General features: G+C 70.4%; 13 protein-coding genes. 3 read left to right on the top strand and 10 right to left on the bottom strand.

Annotation, left to right across the window (positions count from 1 at the left end; all coding sequences use genetic code 11):
- The first annotated feature begins 405 nt into the window (after nucleotides 1-405).
- Nucleotides 406-1,197, top strand: a complete 792-nt coding sequence (locus tag ABZ794_RS31375) for an SDR family oxidoreductase (RefSeq protein WP_357518969.1) — start codon at nucleotides 406-408, stop codon at nucleotides 1,195-1,197.
- 465 nt (nucleotides 1,198-1,662) lie between these two features.
- On the opposite strand, the gene ABZ794_RS31370 is transcribed toward ABZ794_RS31375, so the two are convergent.
- The 7 genes from ABZ794_RS31370 to glgX form a co-directional block, all read right to left on the bottom strand.
- Nucleotides 1,663-2,748, bottom strand: coding sequence for a helix-turn-helix transcriptional regulator (locus tag ABZ794_RS31370; protein WP_357518967.1), 1,086 nt, complete (start codon nucleotides 2,746-2,748; stop codon nucleotides 1,663-1,665).
- Complete coding sequence (locus ABZ794_RS31365) at nucleotides 2,735-2,896, bottom strand: hypothetical protein (protein ID WP_210784242.1); 162 nt, start codon at nucleotides 2,894-2,896, stop codon at nucleotides 2,735-2,737. Before ABZ794_RS31365 ends, ABZ794_RS31370 begins: the two co-directional genes overlap by 14 nt.
- Before the next feature lie 126 nt (nucleotides 2,897-3,022).
- A complete protein-coding gene (locus tag ABZ794_RS31360) occupies nucleotides 3,023-4,207 on the bottom strand; it encodes a helix-turn-helix domain-containing protein (RefSeq protein ID WP_357519004.1) in 1,185 nt (394 codons plus the stop codon).
- 558 nt (nucleotides 4,208-4,765) lie between these two features.
- Nucleotides 4,766-5,947 carry a helix-turn-helix domain-containing protein gene (locus ABZ794_RS31355; RefSeq protein ID WP_357518964.1) on the bottom strand — a complete coding sequence of 394 codons (1,182 nt, stop codon included), beginning with the start codon at nucleotides 5,945-5,947 and terminating at the stop codon, nucleotides 4,766-4,768.
- Between the two features lie 476 nt (nucleotides 5,948-6,423).
- A complete protein-coding gene (gene treZ, locus ABZ794_RS31350; protein ID WP_357518962.1) occupies nucleotides 6,424-8,148 on the bottom strand; it encodes a malto-oligosyltrehalose trehalohydrolase in 1,725 nt (574 codons plus the stop codon).
- Nucleotides 8,148-10,451 carry a malto-oligosyltrehalose synthase gene (treY, locus tag ABZ794_RS31345; RefSeq protein WP_357518960.1) on the bottom strand — a complete coding sequence of 768 codons (2,304 nt, stop codon included), beginning with the start codon at nucleotides 10,449-10,451 and terminating at the stop codon, nucleotides 8,148-8,150. Before treY ends, treZ begins: the two co-directional genes overlap by 1 nt.
- Before the next feature lies 1 nt (nucleotide 10,452).
- Nucleotides 10,453-12,570 carry a glycogen debranching protein GlgX gene (gene glgX / locus ABZ794_RS31340; protein ID WP_357518958.1) on the bottom strand — a complete coding sequence of 706 codons (2,118 nt, stop codon included), beginning with the start codon at nucleotides 12,568-12,570 and terminating at the stop codon, nucleotides 10,453-10,455.
- A gap of 480 nt (nucleotides 12,571-13,050) precedes the next feature.
- Between glgX and ABZ794_RS31335 the strand changes: the two genes are divergently transcribed.
- Together ABZ794_RS31335 and ABZ794_RS31330 are read left to right on the top strand one after the other, a co-directional pair.
- Nucleotides 13,051-14,322, top strand: coding sequence for a glycosyltransferase family 4 protein (locus ABZ794_RS31335; RefSeq protein WP_357519002.1), 1,272 nt, complete (start codon nucleotides 13,051-13,053; stop codon nucleotides 14,320-14,322).
- A gap of 135 nt (nucleotides 14,323-14,457) precedes the next feature.
- Nucleotides 14,458-15,102 carry a maleylpyruvate isomerase N-terminal domain-containing protein gene (locus ABZ794_RS31330; protein WP_210784227.1) on the top strand — a complete coding sequence of 215 codons (645 nt, stop codon included), beginning with the start codon at nucleotides 14,458-14,460 and terminating at the stop codon, nucleotides 15,100-15,102.
- Nucleotides 15,103-15,217: 115 nt separating this feature from the next.
- Here the strand turns inward: ABZ794_RS31330 and ABZ794_RS31325 are convergent, their stop codons facing one another.
- The 3 genes from ABZ794_RS31325 to ABZ794_RS31315 all read right to left on the bottom strand — a co-directional run bounded on the left by ABZ794_RS31325 (nucleotide 15,218) and on the right by ABZ794_RS31315 (nucleotide 20,165).
- Complete coding sequence (locus ABZ794_RS31325) at nucleotides 15,218-16,501, bottom strand: citrate synthase (protein ID WP_357518956.1); 1,284 nt, start codon at nucleotides 16,499-16,501, stop codon at nucleotides 15,218-15,220.
- Between the two features lie 186 nt (nucleotides 16,502-16,687).
- Nucleotides 16,688-18,679, bottom strand: a complete 1,992-nt coding sequence (locus tag ABZ794_RS31320; RefSeq protein WP_247669486.1) for a sulfatase-like hydrolase/transferase — start codon at nucleotides 18,677-18,679, stop codon at nucleotides 16,688-16,690.
- A 55-nt stretch (nucleotides 18,680-18,734) separates the two neighbouring features.
- Nucleotides 18,735-20,165 carry a methyltransferase domain-containing protein gene (locus ABZ794_RS31315; protein WP_210784223.1) on the bottom strand — a complete coding sequence of 477 codons (1,431 nt, stop codon included), beginning with the start codon at nucleotides 20,163-20,165 and terminating at the stop codon, nucleotides 18,735-18,737.
- Between the last annotated feature and the right edge of the window lie 3 nt (nucleotides 20,166-20,168).

The following is a 20,168-nucleotide window of genomic DNA, read 5'->3' as shown; positions in this document are numbered from 1 at the left end:
CAGGCTAGGTCGGCCTCGCCGAGCTTCACCAGCAGCGACGAGGTGATCCTGGGCGATGGCGGAGGAGCGGATGATCGATCCGGCCAAACCAGCGTCGTTCACAACGGCTCCGACCCACAATGTGGAGTGCGGAGGCGGTATCCGTGGCCGCCATGCGGAGCGCCCGGTTGTGGGTGGGTCATCACCGCGGACCGGTACGAAAGACCCAGGAACCCCGAGGCGGGACGTTCCTCGCAGGTGGATCAATTGGCCGTGGCCGCGGGTACCAACGGTCCGACCACACCAGCGTCAGCCACTCATGCGGTGCTGATCAGATGCTCATCGGTCTGCGGCAAGGTCGAGAGGAGCGCCTGCCGACTTGCGGCAGGTGCACCGGTCGACGACCACTCACTAGGAGAACAGCACGTGGACCTGCAGCTCAGCGGCAAGACCGCATTCATCAGCGGATCCAGTCAAGGCATCGGTTACGCAACCGCGAAGGCCCTGGCCGGCGAGGGCGTCGACGTGGTCCTCAACGGCCGCGACCCGGCAAAGCTGGCCGAGGCAGTCGAAGTGTTGCGCCAGGAGGCGCCCCGCGTATCCGTCACTGGTATCCAAGCCGACTTCTCGATTGCCGATGACGTCGACAGGCTGTGCGACGAACTGCCCAGCGTTGACATTCTCATCAACAACGTCGGGCTCTTTGAGCTCAAACCTTTCGAACTCATTTCCGACGAGGAATGGCGGCTCTACTTCGAGGTGAACGTGCTCAGCGGGGTCCGGCTTGCGCGGCACCTCATGCCGGCAATGCTCGATCGGGGGTGGGGCCGGATCGTGTTCGTGAGCAGCGAGTCGGGCGTCAACATCCCCGCCGATATGCTCCACTACGGCACGTCCAAGACGGCGATGCTCGCAGTGGGTAACGGCCTGGCGAAGCTTACGAAGGGCACTGCGGTGACCGTTAACTCGGTGCTGGGCGGCCCCACATATTCCGCCGGCGTCGCCGAAACGGTCAAGTCGCTGGCCGATGCCCAATCCCTGCTGGAGGACGACCTGAAAGTGGCGATCATCGGCGCCAACCAGACCTCCCTGCTGGGGCGCTTCATCGAACCAAGTGAGATCGCAAACACCGTGACCTTCCTCGCCAGTCCCGCCGCGTCCGCAATCAACGGATCGGCGGTACGCGTCGATGGGGGCGTGCTGACAACGATTCTGTGAGTCCGCGGCGGGATTAACCCGCCGAGGCCTGTACCGGTGGCAGGTCGTGGGATCACCGGGGCGGGCCCGCAGTAGGCGAGGTGGCCGGGGCGGCGAAGCTGCTTCCATCGCCGGTGGAGCAGGACCCGGGCTGTGGTCCTGACCGCGATGTCGGGCATCGGGGTCAGGACCGCGCATCAGCGCATCATCAGGATCCGCCTTCCGGTAAGAGGATGCGCATCAAGCATGGTGATGGCCTCGGTGCCCGTTGGCGGGATAATCACAAGCACGGCCTGTGAGAGTGCGGTCGCGCAGCCGTCCAGTCAGCGGGTGAGGCCGACCAACGTCGCCAGTCGCACCACGCCGGCCGGCGCCGGCTGCGCGCGGGCAACATCGGCGATCACGGTACGCGCCAGAGGCCGACACCGGACCTCGGCCGGCGCGACACTGTCCGCGTCCACCAGGGCCCGCGCGGCCCCGCACAGGTCACCCACCTGCAGGTGCGCCCGAGCGACGTCCACCAGGTACGCGCCCCGACACTCGGCCGGCAACCGCCGCCACGCCTCCCGCCGCACCACTGTCGAATGCCTTTGGAGTGCCTCGACGGCTTGACCCCGTTGCGCCGCCACCAGCACCCGCGCCATCTCGACGGCGATTAGCCCGAAGCTGGTCCGGTGCACATCGTCGTACCCCCTCAGCCCGGCGGCGACCCCCGCGTGCCCGATCGATCAGCTCGTCGGCGCGGCGGGTGTCGCCGCAGCCGGCGGCGGCGAGGGCGGCCTGGAGCAGCAGCGCCCCACCCACGGCCCACTCCCCCGCCGACCGCTGCCGGGCCGGCTCACCCTCGCTTCGTTGATCATGAGGTTGACGGGCGCTTTGATCTCCCCGAACCCCGCCAACCCCATGATCAGCCAGGTGGGAAGGGGCCGGGAGAATGCGGTTCGCGGCGGGGAGCAGCGCGGCCAGGGCCAGGTGGTTGCGGTCCTGTGCGCGGAGCGCTTGGCCTACCGAGATGGCCGCCGTTGCCGCCAGGATCGGGTCGTCGCCGGCGGCGGACATCGCCCGGTCGGCGGCCAGCCAGCCGAGGTCGGCCTCGCCGAGCTTCACCAGCAGCGACGAAGTGATCCAGTACGCCTGCATCAGCAGCTCTGGTGTCTGCACACCCTGGACGGCGTCCAGTAGGCCCGGCAAGATTCGCACCAACTGCCCGTAGTGCGCGTGCTGGTAGCTCAACCAGGCGTAGCCGACCTGCCTCCTTACTTCTGCTTTCGTCTGCTCTTGGGCCTGCGGGGTGTCGTAGCGGGCGAGCGCGGCTCGGATGTCGTCCACCCCGTCCGGGGTGCCCGCCCGGGTGCTGGGCTGCTGGCCGAGCAGCACCTCCGGGTCGACGCGCAGGACGTGGGCCAACTCCTGGATCACCGAGTACCGGTCCAGGGCGCGCACGCCCCGCTCCACCTTGTCCACCCAACTCTTCGACCTGCGCAGCCGGTCCGCAAGCATCTGCTGCGTCATCGACCGCCGCACCCGCCAGCGGGCCACCCGGCGGCCGATCGGGACGTCATCGTTGGTCACGCCGCCACCGCCGGTCCGGGACCGCGCGGGTCGTGTCCTCCACGGGTACGCGCTCCGCCTCGGCCTGGACCAGGAGGCGCTGTTTGGCGGCCTCCCGCTCGGCCGCCTCACCCGTGTTCTCCGGAGCGTTGTCGTCCTGACCGCTCATCCCCGCCTCCTCCGGTCGAGGCCCGGGAGGCTCACTATCAACCGCTACCGTCCCAGGCCATCAGGACGTGCTCACGCCCCAAAACCGGACACTAGGGCAGATTGGTGACGGGGCGATTACTGGCAGTTATGCGGCCAGGGTGATACCGATACGGCTGGCGAGCAGGCGCAGGTCGTCGGGGATAGCTCGGCGCTGGGCGCGCTGCGCCAGGGTCACCACGGCATCGCGGGCCAGCGGGTTGATGGCAAACGGGATCGGCGCGGCCCGCTCGGCACGGATGAATGCGGCGAGGGCCTCGGAGTCCCGACGACCGCCGTCCGCCAGCGCTCGCCCGATGTCGAGCCAGTACGACAGTTGGCGATTCGACGCCTTGAGCACCTGCGGGCGGATCGTCTGGGACAGCTCGATTATCTTGCCGTACTCGCCCTGCTCAGCCGCGATGGACATCTTCCAGAGACCCACATTGGTTGGCCCGAAGCAGCAGCCGTTGAAGCCCCCACCGTCCGCCGGATCTCCCAGACTCGCAGCCTCCCGTGCCGCCTCGGCGAGGTGGTCGCGGGAAATGTCCGGGCGAGCGTCCACGGTCGAGGCGAGCGCTGCCATGAGGTGGAGCTGACCAAGCATCTGCCGCACCCGAACATCGGCGGCGTCTCCCTGAAGCTCCACCAGCGAGCGGTCACTGACTCTGGCTGCCAAGCGCGCGGACTCGATCGGCAGGCTCTGCGCGTAGATGAACCGGGATGCGCCGATCCACGCTCGATCTTCGACGTCCTCAGCAGCCGATACGGATATCCGGGAGGCGTTGAGGGCCAGGTGGCGATAGCCGAGGTGCCGAAGACAGGTGGAGGCTAGGTAAGCAACCTGAGCGAGCGCGGCCCCGCCCACGGCAGCGGCTTCGAGAAGCAGGTTCGGGAGCATGCGAGCCATCGCCGGGTAGTTGCACGCATTGCGGAGCTGATCAGCGCGGGAGATCTCGGCGGCCAGGCGTTCCGTTGTGTAGGTCGACGCACGGCGCTCGCCGTCCTCGATCTCGATCAGGGCCGACCAGATCGCCGGGACACACTCGGCGGCGCTCTCGCGGGCCGGATCGCCGGACTCGGTGCCCTGGCCGAGCAGGTCGGCCACCGTGACCTGGAGCGCGGCAGCAAGAGCGACCAGTGTGGAGCGGCGGTCGACTGTCTTACGACCCGATTCGACTTGCGACACGTACGACTGGGTGACGCCCGCGAGGCCAGCGAGAACGGCCTGCGTCATCCCGCCCCGGCGCATCCGCCAGTACCGAATCCTGGCACCAATGGTGTCCGGCTTCATCACCATGCCTACGCCCACCCTCAGGTAGAGGACTGGATTGCGGCGTCGGAGTGCTGCGCCCGCATGGTTGGACGCTACACCCCGCAGAGCGCCACATCAGTGAAGCTCGACGTCGTCCGGGCGGGTCTGGCACCTTCCGTGGTCAGCGCGCTTCCGAGCCTCGATCGGCAATGATGGGCGGCATCGCCGGGCGGATGAAAGTGAAGACGCGCAACGACCCACCTGGGGAGGCAAGGTGACTCAGCGCTCGCAGCACCTGCGGGGCCGGTGCCCCGTCTGTAAACGCACCGTAGCCCTCACCGCTGACGGAAGAGTTGCGCGGCACAACGGCACCATTCGTGCCTACGCCCCGCCTGAGGAGTGCCCCGGGGGTGGACAGCGTGCGGAAGCCGCGAGGTCATGAGCACAAGCACGGCCCGGCGTAGATGCCAAGTCAATCTGGACATGCGCCTCGCTGGTGCAATTAAGCATGACGGCGACCACGTCCGTCCGGACGGGACATTCAGCTCCGAAGCCGAATGTCAGGGCAGAACCGCTCGAAGGCTCGACAACTTCCAGTCATGCGGCCAGGTTGATGCCGATGCGGCCGGCGAACAGACGCAGCTCGTCGGGGATGGCTCGGCGCTGGGCGCGCTGGGCCAGGGTCACCACGGCATCGCGGGCGAGAGGATTGATCGCGAACGGTACCGGCGCGGCCCGTTCGGCTCGGACGAATGCGGCCAGCGCCTCAACGTCTCGGCGACCGCCGTCCGCAAGGGCTCGACCTAGGTCGAGCCAGTAGGACTGCTGGCGGATCGACGCTGCAAGCACCTGCGGTCGGACCGTCCGGGACAGCTCAATGACCCGACCGGAATCGCCCTGCTCGGCCGCAATGGACATCTCCCAAAGCCCGACGTTGGTTGGGCCGAACCCACAGCCGTTGAAGCCGGCCCCGTCGACGGGATCCCCGAGTGTTGCCGCCTCGCGCGCTGCCTCGGCAAGGTGATCGCGAGCCACATCCAATCGTCCGCTGACCGTCGATGTCAGTGCGGCCGAGAGGTGGAGCTGTCCGAGCATCTGTCGCACCCGTTCGTCGGCGGCGTCAGCTTGCAGCTCGGTCAGTGACCGGTCGGCGGCACGGGCCGCGACCGGTGCGGATTCGATCGGCAGGCTTTGCGCATAGGCGAAGCGGGAGGCCGCGATCCATGCTGGGTCTTCGGCGACCGACCCGGCGAACCGGGCGGCGTTGAGGGCCAAGTGGCGGTAGCCGAGGTTCCGCAGGCAGGTGGCGGCTTGGTAGGCGACCTGGACGAGCAGGCTGCCGCCCACGGCGGCGGCTTCGAGCAGGAGGCTGGGCAGCATACGAGCCATCGCCGGGTAGTTGCAGGAGGTGCGAAGCTGCTCGGCGCGGGCGATCTCGGCCGTCAGGCGTTCCGTTGTGTAGGTCGACGCACGGCGCTCGCCGTCCTCGATCTCGATCAGGGCCGACCAGATCGCCGGGACACACTCGGCGGCGCTCTCGCGGGCCGGATCGCCGGACTCGGTGCCCTGGCCGAGCAGGTCGGCCACCGTGACCTGGAGCGCGGCAGCGAGAGCCACCAGAGTCGAGCGACGGTCGATGGTCTTGCGACCCGACTCGATCTGCGACACGTAGGACTGAGTGACGCCAGCGAGCCCAGCAAGGACGGCTTGAGTCATACCGCCACGGTGCATCCGCCAGTACCGGATCCTGGCACCGATGGTGTCCGGCTTCGTCACCATGCCTTCGCCACCCTCCAGGTGAGGACCAGGACAGCGGCGACGCCGTGCTGCCCCGCAGGTTTGGACGGTACACCGAAAGAGCGCGTCCTAGTGACGACGCTGAGTGCCCCGAGAACCGTCGCGACGGGTCTGGCCGTTCATCGACGCCCGTTCGAAGCACGCACGCTGGAAGATGCGCCGCCCGTCATCCGTCAATATGTCGACGGCCATGATTTCCCGACGGCACGCGAGAGTGCCGGCCAAGCAGGCGGCCATCGCGCCGTCCGCTGCAAGAGTCTATGCGGCGGCGCCGGCTCGGAACTGACGACGTCGGCACACCTTGCCGGAGGGCGGCCGTGCACCTATCCCGCTTCCCGCCAAGCGGTGAGCACGTTGAAAGGCGCCGGTCGTCACCTTCGCTCATCGACGGATCCCACCGCGGGCCACCACACCGCGCGCCTGGACGCGACCGAGATGGCTGTTGAGCACCCGCTCCCTCAGAGCGCCACGATCGCCGCAGTCTCTGCCGGCAACTGGATGCGGTCCCGCATCACGGTGACGCCCTCCCCCGTAGCCAGCAGCACCCGCCGAGCCACCCCAGGCAGCGACACCCCTTGCCCCCGCCCAGCCAAGTTCGCCACCACAAGCGTGTCCCCCCGCCGCATCACCAGGAACTGGTCCCCATGCTGCACAGAGACAGCGTTCAACCGAGGATCCGAGAGATCAGGAAGAGACCGACGCAAGGAGATCAACCGCTGGTAAAACGCCAGCATCGAAGCATGCTCAGGCTTGTCCAGCTCCGCCCAGTCCAACCGCGACCGCACGAACGTCTCCGGGTCCTGCGGATCGGGCACGTCCCCTTCCGGCCACCCGTGCGCGGCGAACTCCCGCCGCCGTCCCGTCCGCACCGCGGAGGCCAACTCCGGCTCCGGATGCGAGGTGAAGAACTGCCACGGCGTAGAGGCAGCCCACTCCTCCCCCATGAACAGCATGGGAGTGAACGGCGCCGTCAACAGCAACGTAGCCCCAACGCGGAGCAGCGACGGCGACAGAGAAGCAGAGATCCGATCCCCGGTAGCCCGGTTCCCAATCTGGTCATGGTTCTGCAGGTAGGCCACGAACCGGTGCCCCGGCACCCGAGGATCAACAGGCCGCCCGTGATGACGGTTCCGGAAGCTCGACCAGGTCCCCGCGTGGAAGAACCCGCCGGTCAGCACATCAGACAACGTCTCCAGGGAACCGAAGTCCCCGTAGTACCCCTGCCGCTCCCCCGTCAGCAGCGTGTGCAGCGCGTGGTGGGCGTCGTCGTTCCACTGGGCGTGCAGACCGAACCCGCCAGCCTCGCGCGGGGTGATGACCCGCGGGTCGTTGAGGTCGGATTCGGCGATGAGCGACAACGGCCGACCCAGGTGCGTCGACAGCGACTCGACGGAAACCGCCAGCTCTTCCAGGATGGGAACGGCCCGCGAGTCGTGCAGGGCGTGCACGGCGTCCAGGCGCAGCCCGTCGACGTGGTAGTCGCGCAGCCACATGAGCACGCTGTCGATGATGTAGCGGCGTACCTCGTCGGAGTGCGGGCCGTCCAGGTTGATCGAGCGACCCCAACTGTTGCTCTGCTCGGCGAGGTAGGGCCCGAACCGCGGCGCGTAGGCCCCGGAGGGCCCGAAATGGTTGTAGACAACGTCGAGGATCACCCCCAGACCGCGAGCGTGGGCGGCGTCGACGAACCGTTTCAGGCCGTCGGGGCCGCCGTAGGGCTCGTGTGGGGCGTACCAGCAGACGCCGTCGTACCCCCAGTTGTGTTCGCCGTTGAAGGCGTTGACCGGGAGCAGCTCGATCAGGTCGACGCCCAGGGACACCAAGTGGTCGAGGCGGTCGATGGCCGCGTCGAAGGTGCCTTCCGGGGTGAAGGTGCCGATGTGCAGCTCGTAGAGGATGCTTCCGGGCAGTTGCCGGCCGGTCCACGCGCTGTCGGACCACGCGAAGTCGGCGTGGTCGTAGCGGCGGCTCGGCCCGTGCACTCCCGCAGGCTGCCACGGTGACCGGGGGTCGGGCAGTGGGGTTTCGTCGTCGTTCAGCAGAAAGGAGTAGTCGAGGCCGGCGTCGGGCACCTCGACCCGCCACCACCCGTCGGTGGAGGCGCGCATCTCGTGGTCGGTGTCGTCGGCCAGGCGCAGCCGCACCCGCTCGGCGTCTGGCGCCCACACGCTGAATTCGGTCATCACGCAGCCTCCACGGAAGCGGTGGAAGGAGTGAGCAGAGCCACGGGATAGTCGGCCAGAAGGTCGTCCAGGGGGGTCTCCCCGCCACTGTAGACCCGGCCGGTGAACAGGTCCTTCATCTCGTGAACGGGAAGTGACAGAGCTGTGTCACACCACCCACCGGCGCGCGCCAGGCCCAGCGGCAGCCGGGTCGCCACGGCGATCGCGCCGCCCCTGTCGAAGGCCACCACGTGCCGGCCCACCCGCCCGTGCGCGGGCACCGGTCGGTAGGTGGTGAACAGCTCCGGGTGCGCCCGCCGCAGCCGCAGGGTCCGCGAGACGACGAGCAGCTTCGCCGCTCCGTCGGTGTCGATCGGGGGACGCCAGCCGCCGTCGATGCGTGCCAGCAGCTCTCGGCGTACGTCGAAGTCGACCGGGCGGCGGTTGTCCGGGTCGACGAGGGAGTTGTCCCACAGCTCGGTGCCCTGGTAGGTGTCCGGCACCCCGGGCATGGTGAGTTGGATCAGCTTCTGCCCGAGCGAGTTGCACCAGCCGGCCGGGGCGATGGCGGCGGCGAGTTCGGTCAGCTCGTCGTGCAGGCTCGGGTCGTCGTACATCTGGTCGACCACCGCGTGCACTGCCTGCTCGAAGGCCGGGTCGGGGTCCGCCCAACTGGTCGAGGCCCCGGCCTCCCTGGCGGCCTTCTCGACGTACGCGTGCAGCCGTTCCCGCTCGATCGGCCACGCGCCGACGGCGGTCTGCCAGAGCAGGTGGGCGAAGGCCGGGTCGGGCAGCGGCGCGTACTCCATCCAGGTCTTGACCTGCTCGGCCCAGCGGCCCGGCAGTTCGCTGAGCACGGCGAGGCGGGCGCGGACGTCCTCGCCGCGTTTGGTGTCGTGGGTGGAGAGGGTGGTCATGCTGGCCGGCCAACGGACCTGTTGGGCGGCGGCGAAGCGGTGGAACTCCGCCGGCGGCACCCCGAAGTGGGCGGGGTTGTCGCCGACCTCGTTGAGCGCCACGAACCGGGTCCAGCGGTAGAACGCGGTGTCCTCCACGCCCTTGGCCATCACCGCGCCGGTGAGCTGCGGAAACCGTTGGGCCAGCTCGTCGTCGGGGTTGCGCAGTCGGCGGGTGATCGCGTCCAGGGCCCCCGCCAGGTCGGGGCGGCGGCGGCCGGCCTCGGAGCGGGCGGCGGCGAGGTGCCGGGCGCCGTGCGGCGGGTAGCCCCGGTAGACGGCGAACGCTGCGGCCAGCTCGGCGAGCGCTGCGCGGGCCTGCTCGGTGGGCACCTCGGGGGCGAGGGCGGCCAGCCGGGTCAGCTCGGCGGCGAGCAGTTGGGTGGCGGCGGCCAGTTTGGTGGTGTGGGTCAGGTCCTCCCAGGACGTGTGCTGCCCGGTGAGGCGGTTGTCCAGCGCGGTGAAGTCACCCTCGGCGTCGGTGTCGACGAAGAGCCCACCGACAGCGGCCAGGGCGTCGTAGCCGGTGGTGCCGTCCACCGGCCAGTCCGGCAGCTCCTCGCCGTACTCCAGGATCTTCTCCACCACGAGCCAGGCGTCGGGCGCGGCGGCCCGCAACCGGGCCAGGTAGCCGGCCGGGTCGCGCAGGCCGTCCGGGTGGTCGACGCGGATGCCGTCGACCTCCCCGGCGGCGGCCCAGCGCAGGATCAGCTCGTGGGTGGCGGCGAAGACCGCCGGGTCCTCCACCCGCAGACCCGCCAGGCCCGCGATGGCGAAGAACCGGCGGTACGTCAGCTCGGCGTCGCCGCGCCGCCAGGAGACCAGCTCGTAGTCCTGCCGGTCGTGCACCTCGCGGGCGCTGCCGTCGCCGGTGCCGTCGGCGATCGGAAAGCGGTGCTCGTGGTAGCGCAGCTCCCCGCCGACCACCTTGAGGTCGTCGAGGGCGGCCTCATCGTCGCCCAGCACCGGCAGCAGCAGGCGGCCCCGGTCCCAGTCGATGTCGAACCAGTCGGCGTACGCCGAGTCGCGCCCCCGGCGCAGCACGTCCCACCAGGCGGGGTTGGCGGCCGGGACGGCCACCCCGGCGTGGTTGGGCACGATGTCGACGACCAGGCCGAGTTGCTTGTCGCGCAGGGCGGTCAGCAGCCGCTGGCGGGCGGCCTCCCCGCCCAGCTCCGGGTTGACGGCCCGGTGGTCGACAACGTCGTAGCCGTGCTGGGAGCCGGGGGTGGCGGTCAGCAGCGGGGCGCTGTAGAGGTGGCTGACGCCGAGGTCGTCCAGATAGTCGACGATCGCGGCGGTGGCGTCCAGGTCGAAGCCGGGGCGGACCTGGACGCGGTAGGTGGCAGTGGGAGGGGTGGCCGGCATGTCAGTTCGTCCTCTCCAGCACGACGAGGGAGCGGTCCGGCACCCGGATGGTGCCGCCCGCGCTGATCACCGTGGCGTCGCCGGGCTCGGGTTCGGCGGTGCTGATCACCCGTTCCCACTTCTGGCCGTAGTCGCTGCCGGGCATGGTGAAGTCCAGCGGCGCGTCGTGGGCGTTGAAGCAGAGCAGGAACGACGCGTCGTGGTGCTTCTGGCCGTACTGGCCGCGTTCGCGGATGCCCTCGCCGTTGACGAAGAGCGCCACCGAGCGGCCGAAGTCGTTGCCCCAGTCCTCGCCGGTCATCTCCCGCCCGTCGGGGGTGTACCAGGCCAGGTCGGGCAGCGGCTCGTCGATGCCGCGTCCGTTCACCGGCAGCCCGGTGAAGAACCGGCGACGGCGGAACACCTGGTGTCGTTTGCGGAACGCGGTGAGCGTGCGGACGAAGTCCAGCAGTTGCTCGTCGGCGTTGTCCCAGTCGACCCAGGCCAGCTCGCTGTCCTGGCAGTAGACGTTGTTGTTGCCGTGCTGGGTGCGGCCCAACTCGTCACCGTGGCCGATCATCGGCACGCCCTGCGACAGCATCAGGGTGGCCAGGAAGTTGCGCCGCTGCTTGGCCCGCAGGGCGAGGACCGCCTCGTCGTCGGTGTCGCCCTCGACCCCGCAGTTCCAGGACCGGTTGTGGCTCTCGCCGTCGCGATTTTCCTCGCCGTTGGCCTCGTTGTGTTTGTCGTTGTAGGACACCAGGTCGTTGAGGGTGAAGCCGTCGTGCACGGTGACGAAGTTGATGCTGTGGAACGGTCGGCGGCCGTCGTCCTGGTAGAGGTCGGCGGAGCCGGAGATCCTTGACGCGAACTCGGCGAGGGTGGCCGGCTCGCCGCGCCAGAAGTCCCGCACGGTGTCGCGGTACTTGCCGTTCCACTCCGTCCACAGCGGCGGGAAGTTGCCGACCTGGTAGCCGCCGGGGCCGACGTCCCACGGTTCGGCGATCAGCTTGACCTGGCTGACCACCGGGTCCTGCTGCACCACCTCGAAGAAGGTGGAGAGCCGGTCCACCTCGTAGAACTCGCGGGCCAGGGTGGCCGCCAGGTCGAACCGGAAGCCGTCGACGTGCATCTCGGTCACCCAGTACCGCAGCGAATCCATGATCAGTTGCAGCGAGTGCGGGCTGCGCACGTTGAGGCTGTTGCCGGTGCCGGTGTAGTCGACGAAGTAGCGGGGGTCCTCCTCGCTGAGCCGGTAGTAGCTCGGGGCGTCCACGCCCTTGAAGCTCAGCGTCGGCCCGAGGTGGTTGCCCTCGGCGGTGTGGTTGTAGACCACGTCGAGGATGACCTCGATGCCGGCCGCGTGCAGCGCCTTGACCATGCCCCGGAACTCCTGCACCTGCTGGCCGGTCCGGCCCAGCGCGGAGTAGCCGTGGTGCGGGGCGAAGAAGCCGATGGTGTTGTAGCCCCAGTAGTTGCGCAGCCCCAGGTCGACGAGGCGGTTGTCGTGGATGAACTGGTGCACCGGCATCAGCTCGATCGCCGTCACCCCGAGCCGGGTCAGATAGTCGATCATCGGCGGGGAGGCGATGCCCGCGTACGTGCCGCGCAGCTCCTCCGGGATGTCCGGGTGGCGCATGGTCAGCCCGCGCACGTGCGCCTCGTAGATCACCGAGTGGTGGTAAGGGGTGCGCGGCGGCCTGTCGTTGCCCCAGTCGAAGTACGGGTTGACCACCACCGACTTCGGCATGAACGGCGCCGAGTCGGTCTCAGACATGCGCTCCGGCTCGTTGAGGTCGTAGTCGTAGACCGCCGGGTCCCAGTCCACGTCACCGTCGATGGCCTTGGCGTACGGGTCGATCAGCAGCTTGTGCGGGTTGCAGCGCAACCCGTTCGCCTGGTCGTACGGGCCGTGCACCCGGTAGCCGTAGCGCTGGCCCGGCTCGATGCCCGGCAGGTACGCGTGCCACACGTAGGCGTCCACCTCGCGCAGCTCGACGCGGCGCTCCGCACCGGTGTCCCACTCGTCGAAGAGGCACAGCTCGATCCGCTCGGCCACCTCGGAGAAGATGGCGAAGTTGGTGCCCATTCCGTCGTAGGTGGCGCCCAGGGGGTACCGCTCGCCCGGCCAGACCTGCATGTCGCTCCTTAGACCATGGTTATGTGCGCACCGGCCGAGATCGCCCGCGCGCACGCAGGTAGTGCCCCCGGCCCGGGCGCGCCAATCCATCCTTTCAGGCGACGGGCGAAAACCGCCCGTCTGATGCGCGCTACACCGATCGGGTGTCCTCCGTCACGATGGCCCTTTTCGAGGTGCGTTCTCGGGTCCTATGCACTTTCCTTGACCGGGGACAAGCGTTCGCGCGTGCCCGCCTGGCCATCCGCCACCCCTTACACCTCTCGCTCCGCCGCCACTGACGTCGGCGCGCCTCACCATGCATGGACGGAGACTGATGTGACAGTGCGGGTCGACGAGCAGCTCGCTGCCACCAAGGACCGGGCCCACCGGCCCACCCTGACCTCCCGGCCCCCCGCGCAGCCCGGTCCGACCGCGCAGCCCGGCACGCCCGTGCCGGCGCAGTCCGGCCCCGGGGTGCCCCCGCAGACCCGCCGCATCCTCATGCTGTCCTGGGAGTACCCGCCGGTGCTCGTCGGCGGTCTCGGTCGACACGTGCACGCCCTCTCCGTCGCCCTCGCCGCCGCCGGCCACGAGGTCACCGTCGTCACCCGCCACTCCGACGGCGCACCCCTGGAGGAATACGCCGACGGCGTACGCATCCTGCGCGCCCCCGAAGACCCGGTCACCTTCCCCCTCGCCACCGGCTCCCTGCTGGCCTGGACCATGGCCTTCAACCACACCCTCACCCGCACCGCCCTGCGCGCCACCCAGGCCGGTACCTACGACGTCATCCACGCCCACGACTGGCTCGTCGCGCACACCGCGATGACGTTGCGCGACCACCTGGACATCCCGCTGGTCAGCACGATCCACGCCACCGAGGCCGGCCGGCACCAGGGCTGGCTGCCGGAGGAGATGAACCGCACCATCCACGGTGTCGAGCAGTGGCTCAGCAGCGAGTCCAACCGGGTGATCGTCTGCTCCGGGTACATGCGCGACGAGGTGAACGCGCTGTTCGGCGTACCGGCCGGACGGGTCGACGTGGTCGCCAACGGCGTGGAGCCGCACCGCTGGCGGGTGCCCGCGCGTGCCGTGGCCGCCGCCCGCGCCCGCTTCGCCGGCAACGGCCCGCTGGTCACCTTCGCCGGCCGCCTGGTGTACGAGAAGGGCGTCCAGCACCTGATCGCCGCGCTCCCCCGGCTGCGCGAGCGGCACCCCGGCCTGCGTGCCGTGATCGCCGGTGACGGCCCGTACCGCGCCGAGTTGGAGGCCGAGGTGCACCGCCGCGGCCTCGGCGGCATGGTCACCATGCCGGGCTTCCTCGGCGGCACCGACCTGCCGGCGCTGATGGCCGCGTCCGACTGCTTCGCCGTGCCGAGCATCTACGAGCCGTTCGGCATGGTGGCACTGGAGGGCGCCGCGGCCGGCGCTCCCCTGGCCGTCGCCGCCACCGGTGGCCTCGGCGAGATCGTCGAGCCGGGCGTCACCGGGATGACCTTCCGTCCGCACGACCCGGGCAGCCTCACCGACGCCGTGGACGCGCTGCTGTCGGACGCCGACCGTTCCCGCGTCATGGCCCGCCGCGCCCGCCGGATGGTCCACGACCAGTACGGCTGGGCCGCGATCGCCCAGCGCACCGCCGCCAGCTACGCCGCAGCCATCCACCACGACGCCGCGTTCACCGCCGAGCGCGCCGAGCAGCGGATGTCGCAGGGTAGCGCCCTCCCGGCGCTCCCCGAGGGCAACCTGCTCGCCGCCGCCGGCCTGCGCTGACCCCTCCCCGAGCCAGGCCCGATTCCGGTTCAGCCGGGACTCGGGCCTGGCTCGGGCTCGGGCGGGGTCGATCCTGTTGTGGCGAGCGCTCCGCGCTGCCCGGCGGCTGTCGGTCGGGGCTGCCAGAATGTGCGGATGTCTCGTCCTGTCGACGCCCTGGATGCCAGCTTTCCGGTCGCCGCCTCGATCGCGTTGGACCTGATTCGACGCCCCGAGGTGACCGAGCGGTGGTCGAGCCCGAGCGCCCTGCCACACCTGTCCGTGGGTGGGCTGGCGTGCCACCTGGGACGTCAGGCGGTCCGTGCGGCGGAGCTACTGCCAATGCCGACGGACCTGCCGGTCCTGGAGTCGGCCGACAACCACTACGAGCGGGCCGCCTGGGTCTCCGAGGGGTCCCCGGACAAGAACACAGTCGCGTCCGGCCCCGACGAGGCCGACGCCGTACGCGGGCCGGCCGATCTGCACGCCCGTTCCGCCCAGGCGCTGACGGAGGTCGGCGACCTGCTCTCGCGGGGTGCCGCTCGTGACGTCGTGCCGATCCCGTGGCAGGGCTGGGCCCTTCCGCGCGGAGAGTTCCTGCTCACCCGCCAGTTGGAGATCGTGGTCCATTCCGACGACCTCGCGGTGAGCGTCGGCCTGCCCACGCCGGAGTTCCCGGCGGACGTCTTCGACCCCGTACGCGACCTGCTGGTCCGGCTGGCCGTGCGCCGCCGTGGCCAGTCCGCGCTGATCAGCGCGCTGAGTCGCAGCGAGCGGGCCCAGGACATCTCCGCCTTCTGAGCCCCGGCGTCACCCGTTCGTGATCGACTCATGCCGGGGACAGCTCGGGGCGCGGAAACGCGGCAGGCCGTCGACCCGGAGGGGTCGACGGCCTGCTCGTTTAGCGAGGAGCGGGTCAGCGCTCGCCGAAGGGGACGTAGTCCCGCTCGGCGGAGCCGACGTAGACCTGCCGCGGACGGCCGATCTTGGTCTCCGGGTCGTTGATCATCTCGCGCCACTGGGCGATCCAGCCGGGAAGCCGGCCGAGCGCGAAGAGCACCGTGAACATCTTGGTCGGGAAACCCATGGCCTTGTAGATCAGGCCGGTGTAGAAGTCCACGTTCGGGTAGAGCCGACGGGAGACGAAGAAGTCGTCGGCGAGGGCGATCTCCTCCAGCTCCATGGCGATGTCCAGCAGCGGGTCGGGCTTGGCCATCCGGCCCAGCACGTCCTGCGCGGCCCTCTTGACGATCGCCGCCCGCGGGTCGTAGTTCTTGTAGACCCGGTGGCCGAAGCCCATCAGCTTGACGCCGTCCTGCTTGTCCTTGACCTTGCGGACGAAGGACCGCACGTCGCCGTCGCCGGCGTGGATCTGCTGCAGCATCTCCAGCACCGCCTGGTTGGCGCCACCGTGCAGCGGGCCGAACAGCGCGTTCACGCCGGCCGAGACCGAGGCGAACAGGTTGGCGTTGCTGGAGCCGACCAGGCGGACGGTCGACGTGGAGCAGTTCTGCTCGTGGTCGGCGTGCAGGACGAAGAGCATGTCCAGCACCTTCGACATCACCGGGTCGACCTCGTACGGCTCAGCCGGCACGCCGAACGTCATCCGCAGCAGGTTGTCCACGTACCCCAGCGAGTTGTCCGGGTACAGCAGCGGCTGACCGATGGACTTCTTGTACGCGTACGAGGCGATGGTGGGGACCTTCGCCATCAGCCGGACCGTGGAGATCTCCACGTGCTCGGAGTCGAACGGGTCCAGGCTGTCCTGGTAGAAGGTGGACAGGGCGCTCACCGCGGACGAGAGCACCGCCATCGGGTGGGCGTCCCGGGGGAAGCCGTCGAAGAAGCGGCGCATCTCCTCGTGCAGCAGCGAGTGCCGCCGAATCCACTCGGTGAACTCGGTCAGCTGCTGCTCGGTCGGCAGCTCACCGTAGATGAGCAGGTAGGAGACCTCCAGGAAGGAGGACTTCTCGGCCAGCTGCTCGATCGGGTACCCCCGGTAACGCAGGATGCCCGCGTCGCCGTCGATGTAGGTGATCGCGGATGAGGCAGCGGCGGTGTTGACGAAACCGGGGTCGTACGTGGTCATCCCGGTTTCCTTCAGCAGCTTGCTCACCCCGACACCGGCGGGGCCCTCGACCGCAGGATGCACCGGCATCGACAGCTGCCCACCGGGGTGATCGAGCTTGACTTCCGTCATGTGGTTCCTCGCTTCGCCGGCAGATCTACGTTGAATTGCCTTCGCTTCTACCGTAATTGCGGCTCGGGGGACAACGTCCGCCGTGGTTCGGCGGTGAGGTATGCGTCACCCGATTCCCGACCGGGCGGCCGGGAAACCCGGCATCCCGCCAGACGGGACCGGACCGGACCGAACCCGCAAGCCAGGTCACGACAGGTTGAGGCGTCGCAGCGTACCGTCCGTCGCGACCTGGAAGACGTCGAGCTGGTTGGTGCCGGCGTGGAACAGCTTGTCGTCGGCGAGCAGCGCGGCGAACCGGCGTCCGCCGAGGTCGGCCGGCACCACCGGGACGACGGCCCCGATGCGGCCGTTGACGGCGACGGCGAGGAGTGTGCCGTCCGGGATCCGGTCCGGGACGTCGCCCCAGACCAGTGCCGGGAGGGTGCCGGTGTCCGGGTCCGTGGCGGTGAACGCGGCCAGGTCGGCGACCCGGGCGCTGCCGGCGGCGGGGCCGGCGCGGACCTCGGTGCCGACCAGGGGGTGGGGTGTCGGCAGGGGTGGCGGGGCGGGCACGCCACCGGCGAAGGTGACCGGTTCGCCGGGGCGGTCGTAGAAGTGTTTCGTGCCGTCGGTGCGGGGGGCCTGGCGGGCGGAGCGCCCGTCGACCCGCCAGGGCAGCCGGACGCCGGCCTCGTCGGCCACTGTCGGAAGCAGGTCGACGTGTTCCCAGTTGCGGTCGTCCACCCGGCCGGCCTGCTGCCGGGGTTCCTTGACAAACGTCGGCACCCAGGCGACCTCGCCGGCGGCGGCCTTGATGGCGTCCATGCCCCGGCCCTGCGCGCCGGGGCGGAAGCTGACCCCGTGGTCGGCGGTCACCACGACGAGGGCCTGGTCGTAGAGGCCGCTGGCGCGCAGCGTCCGCAGCGTCTCGCCGATGAGCCGGTCGGTGTAGCCGAGCTGGGCGAGGTGCCGCTGCCGGGCCAGGTCGACCCACCCGGCACCGTCGTTGGGCAGGTCCTCGGGGGCGTCGTAGCGCGCCCCGGACGGCAGGTACGCCCACGGTGAGTGCGGCATCAGCAGGTGCAGGAAGTGCAGGGTGGGCCGGGTCGTCGGCTTCAGCCCAGCGAGGAAGCTGGTGAACCGGGCCGGTTGGTTGTCGTCCAGGCTGTCCCAGCGGAACTTCGGGTCGGCCGGCACCGGTTCGGCGGCGTCCAGGCCGGCTTCGGCGCGAGTCTGCTCGCGGTAGGAGTCCTCCGGGTCGACAGCGCTCTCCGTGGGCCCGGCGACCCGGCCGAGCAGCTTGCCGGTCTCCCGGACCAGCACGCCGAGCCCCTGCTCGGGGGTGACCGGCTGCTCGCAGCGACTGGGCGGGCAGAGCCGGGTGATGCTCTCCTCGGCGCGGATGTCGTACAGGCCGCCGAAGGCGGTGAAGATGTTGTCCGGGTACTGCGAGTAGTGCGGGGCGACCGGCTTGGCCGGGTAGCGGCCGGTGAGCATCGCCGGCAGCGCGTTGGGCGTCCATCCGCTGACCCCGGTGGAGTTGCGGTACCAGGTGGAGGCGCCGGCCAGCTCGGCGAAGTGCGGGTACCGCCCGGCGTCGATCTTCCCGTCCGCGCCGAGCAGGCTGACCAGTGGCAGCTCGTCGAGGATCAGCATGACCACCGGCGGGTGCACGGCCGAGCCCTGCGCGGTGCCGGCCGCGCCGCCGTCGCCGCGCGGCAGGACCACCGCCGAGGTGGGCGAGGCGAGCAGGAAGAGCGCCACGAAGGCCACCGGGCCGGCGGCGGCCACTCGCAGCACCCGGCCCGGCGCCCGCCACCGCCGGTGCGCGGCCGCGCCGGCGGCTCCGACCAGCACGGCCACCAACAGCAGCGGTACGCCCCGAAGTGGCGCGACGTGTCGGCCCACCTGCACGGCGAGGGCGGCGACCAGCAGCCCGACCAGCCCGGTGTGGGCGAGGGCGCGGGCGGTCCGGCCGGCCACTCGGCTGAGCGCGCCGAGCACCGCCACCGCAGCCGTGGGGAGCACCGTCACCAGGGCGAGCAGCAGCAGGATCTGGGCCGGGTCGGTGCGGTGGAAGAGGAAGAAGTCGGGGCTGCGGCCGAGCACGTCCAGCAGTGGCTGGGTGACCACCAGACCGACCAGCGCGACGATCTCCAGCAGCCGGCCCAGCTCACCTCGCCAGCCCCGGTCCCACAGTGCGGGGGCCGGCGGCGGCCGGTGGTCCGCGGCCGGCGGGTCGACGGAAGCCGGTTCAGCCACCCATCACCGTCCGGTACAGCGTGCGGGTTCCCGAGGGCAGTTCCAGCCGATCGGTGATCCGTCCGCGGGCGGCGAGCAACGTCTCGAAGGCGTCGCGTCGGTAGTCCGGGAAGAGACCGGCGGGCTTGTTGGCCAGCAGCCGGGTCGCCATCGGGTCCTCCGGGTGCACGAACTCCACCACCACCGCGCCGCCCGGCGCGGTCAGCCCGGCCAGCCAGTCGATGACCTCCGGCAGCGGCACGTTGCGCCCGATCGCCAGGTGGTGCACCACGGCCAGGGCGAGCACCACGTCGGCGGACGCCCGCTCGGCGAAGCCGGCCCGCTCGACGCCCCGCCAGCCGCCACCCGGTGAGGGGTCGGCCAGGTCCAGCACCAGCGGCAGGATGCGGCGCTGCCCCTCGGAGCGCAGCTGCCGGTACAGCTCGTCGACGACCGTGGGGTCCTGCTCGACGGCGACCACGTAGTCGGCGTGCCCGGCCGCCAGCCGGGAGTACCGGCCGTCGTTGGCGCCGAGGTCGAGCACCAGGCGGGGGCGGGTGCCGGCGGCGACAGCGACGGCCACGAACTGCTCCTTCGCCACCCGGTCGCGGGCCGAGTAGCCGCAGGTGCGTTGGTAGTCCGACCAGTGGCTCTCGGGCGGGCGGCGGTCCAGCTTGCCGACCAGCTTCTCGATGCCGCGTACCGTGGCGAGCAGCAGCTCCCGGGAGAAGCCGGCGGCCCGCAGTTGGTCGCGTACCTCAGTGGTGCTGGCGGCGGCGTTGCGGTGCTGCATGGCCCCGTGCAGGTGCAGGTGGGTCAGCACGCCGGGGCGCAGCCGGCGGGCCCCGTTGAACAGTGGCCGTAGCTCGTCGGCCTCGATGCCGTCGACCCGGGCACGCAGCCACGGTTGGAAGTCGACGCCCAGGTGGGCGGTGAGCATCAGCGGGTAGAGCACGGTCTGGCAGAACTGCCGGTAGCCTGCCCACGGTTCGCCGTCACGCATCGGCTCGAAGGAGCCGATGTCGATGAAGACCGGTTGGGCGCCGCGCCACTGGAGGTTGTACGCCGAGCCGTCCTTCGTGGTGAAACCCTCGCCGAGCGCGGCGGTCAGGATCTCCAGGTGCAGCAGGGCGGCGTCGCGCAGCATGCTGAACGACCACTCGTACGGGTGGGAGACGAACGGGATGCGCTCGTGGCGCAGCACGGCCGCCCACGGTGTCCCGGTCGCGGCCGGCACCAGGGTGGGCGGAGCGTCCTCGGTGGCGCAGACCTTGCGCGCGGCGACCAGCGCCGGGAAGAACGTGCTGCCGGTCAGCGCCCGCCAGTGCGCGGCAGCCTGGGGGTCCAGCCCGCGCAGCACCTCGTCGCCGACGTGGAAGACCCGGTTGGCGGGGTCGCGGAAGGAGGCCGGCTCGGGCCGTACCTCGGTGGGTGAGATCGCCATCGT

This window comes from Micromonospora sp. NPDC047187 (assembly GCF_040643355.1).
Lineage (GTDB): Bacteria > Actinomycetota > Actinomycetes > Mycobacteriales > Micromonosporaceae > Micromonospora > Micromonospora salmantinae.
The sequence above is the reverse complement of the archived record's forward strand: the minus strand, read 5'-3'. Positions and strand labels throughout refer to the sequence as shown.

What these genes read in the sequence shown, in the direction of transcription:
- ABZ794_RS31355 (WP_357518964.1), bottom strand. Translation starts at nt 5,947, where the DNA reads ATGGTGACGAAGCCGGACACCATCGGTGCCAGGATCCGGTACTGGCGG.
- ABZ794_RS31360 (WP_357519004.1), bottom strand. Translation starts at nt 4,207, where the DNA reads ATGAAGCCGGACACCATTGGTGCCAGGATTCGGTACTGGCGGATGCGC.
- treZ (WP_357518962.1), bottom strand. Translation starts at nt 8,148, where the DNA reads ATGACCGAATTCAGCGTGTGGGCGCCAGACGCCGAGCGGGTGCGGCTG.
- ABZ794_RS31335 (WP_357519002.1), top strand. Translation starts at nt 13,051, where the DNA reads ATGCTGTCCTGGGAGTACCCGCCGGTGCTCGTCGGCGGTCTCGGTCGA.
- ABZ794_RS31315 (WP_210784223.1), bottom strand. Translation starts at nt 20,165, where the DNA reads ATGGCGATCTCACCCACCGAGGTACGGCCCGAGCCGGCCTCCTTCCGC.
- treY (WP_357518960.1), bottom strand. Translation starts at nt 10,451, where the DNA reads ATGCCGGCCACCCCTCCCACTGCCACCTACCGCGTCCAGGTCCGCCCC.
- ABZ794_RS31325 (WP_357518956.1), bottom strand. Translation starts at nt 16,501, where the DNA reads ATGACGGAAGTCAAGCTCGATCACCCCGGTGGGCAGCTGTCGATGCCG.
- glgX (WP_357518958.1), bottom strand. Translation starts at nt 12,570, where the DNA reads ATGCAGGTCTGGCCGGGCGAGCGGTACCCCCTGGGCGCCACCTACGAC.
- ABZ794_RS31330 (WP_210784227.1), top strand. Translation starts at nt 14,458, where the DNA reads ATGTCTCGTCCTGTCGACGCCCTGGATGCCAGCTTTCCGGTCGCCGCC.
- ABZ794_RS31365 (WP_210784242.1), bottom strand. Translation starts at nt 2,896, where the DNA reads ATGAGCGGTCAGGACGACAACGCTCCGGAGAACACGGGTGAGGCGGCC.